Here is a 1,901-nt window from a genome sequence, read left to right on the forward strand (position 1 = left end):
TCCCCGCAACTATGGCAACAATGGTCGCAGAACCTTATGTCAACCATATTCCAACGTTAACTGGTGGGGTAGGCCAAAGCCAGCTTGCTCGTTTTTATCAGTATCACTTTGTTCATCAAAACCCGAAAGATATGAAGATCACTTCGATCTCTCGTACGGTTGGCTCAACGCAAGTGGTAGACGAGTTCATTATGAGCTTTACACACGACGCTGAAATTGACTGGTTATTACCGGGTGTAAAACCGACTGGTAAATACGTCGAAATTCCAATGTTAGGTGTAATTCAGTTCAGAGGTTCAAAGCTGTGTCATGAACATATTTACTGGGACCAAGCATCGGTGCTCGTTCAAATTGGTTTATTAGACCCAACAGGCTTACCAGTTGCAGGTGTCGAGACAGCGCGAAAACTTCTTGATGAAGATCTTCCTTCCAATACTTTGATGCCATCTTGGTCAAGTAGTGAAAGCAAGCCAGTCAATTAAGGAGGATCTGCAATGAATATAGATTTAAAAGGAAAAGTCGCTGTGGTGAGCGGCGGTGCAACACTGATTGGTAAAGCTGTTGTACAAGCCTTAGTCAGTGCAGGTGCCCATGTCGCTATCTTAGATATTGATGCCAAAGGCAAGGCAATTGCGGAAAGCTTTAACCATGATGTGATGTTTATTCAAACCGATTTAACCAGTGATGCGGCTATTCAACAAGCTATGGCGGATATTCACCAACATTTAGGTGAAGTGAGTTACTTGGTCAATCTGGCATGTACCTACTTAGATGACGGTTTTAAATCTTCACGTCAGGACTGGTTACAAGCACTCGATCTTAATTTGGTATCTACAGTTGAGCTGAGCCGTGCTTTATACAATGACCTAAAAAAGCAGCAAGGTTCAATTGTTAACTTTACTTCCATTTCGGCCAAAGTGGCACAAACAGGACGCTGGTTATATCCAGTTTCTAAGGCCGCGATACGTCAACTCACACAAAGCATGGCAATGGATTTTGCTGCCGATGGTATTCGAGTCAATTCGGTTTCTCCGGGTTGGACATGGTCTCGTGTCATTGCAGAAGTCAGTGACAATAACCGTGAAAAAGCCGATAGCGTGGCAGCCGATTATCACTTGCTAGGCCGATTGGGTCATCCCGAAGAAGTCGCCAATGTTGTTTTGTTTTTATTGTCACCTGCTGCGAGCTTTGTCACCGGAGCAGATTATGCGGTCGATGGCGGATATTCAGTAATGGGCCCTGAAGGATCACAGCCCGCTATTCCGCGTTTAGCCGAATAGCACAGCGTTTTAAAAGCACATTTAGAAAATTATGGAGAATATTATGCGCCGTATTGCAATTGTTGGAGCAGGACAGTCTGGTTTACAGCTTGGTTTAGGCTTATTAGATACAGGTTACGACGTAACCATGATCACCAACCGAACTGCCGATGAAATCCGTCAAGGTAAAGTCATGTCAAGCCAGTGTATGTTTCATACCGCTTTACAAACTGAACGTGACTTGGGACTAAATTTCTGGGAAGAACAATGTCCAGCCGTAGAAGGCATTGGGCTAGCTTTAGTGAACCCTGAAAATGGTAGTAAAGCATTTGAATGGAGCGCTCGTCTTGAGCGCTACGCTCAATCGGTCGATCAACGCGTCAAAATGCCATATTGGATGGAAGAATTTGAACGCCGTGGCGGTCGATTGGTGATTCAAGATGTAGGAATAGAAGAGTTAGAACAACTCGCAAACGACTACGAGCTTGTACTGCTCGCCGCTGGTAAAGGTGAAGTTGTTAAACAGTTTGAACGTGATGATATACGAAGTGTTTTTGATAAACCGCAGCGCGCTTTGGCTTTGACCTACGTCAAAAACATGAAGCCAATTTCACCTTATTCACGTGTGACTTTTAACATTAT

General features: G+C 44.2%; 2 protein-coding genes and 1 pseudogene. All 3 read left to right on the plus strand.

The features are described 5' to 3' along the window. Nucleotides 1-482: pseudogene (locus VXQ92_RS16385) on the plus strand (dienelactone hydrolase family protein); the annotation flags it as partial. A gap of 12 nt (nucleotides 483-494) precedes the next feature. Next, the gene (locus VXQ92_RS16390) at nucleotides 495-1,280 is read left to right on the plus strand and encodes an SDR family oxidoreductase (RefSeq protein ID WP_265642978.1); all 786 of its coding nucleotides are present in this window, start codon (nucleotides 495-497) and stop codon (nucleotides 1,278-1,280) included. 43 nt (nucleotides 1,281-1,323) lie between these two features. Then, on the plus strand, nucleotides 1,324-1,901 hold a 578-nt coding region (locus VXQ92_RS16395; protein WP_416682542.1), incomplete at its 3' end, for a styrene monooxygenase/indole monooxygenase family protein.

The sequence above is a fragment of the Acinetobacter sp. 228 genome (assembly GCF_048147885.1).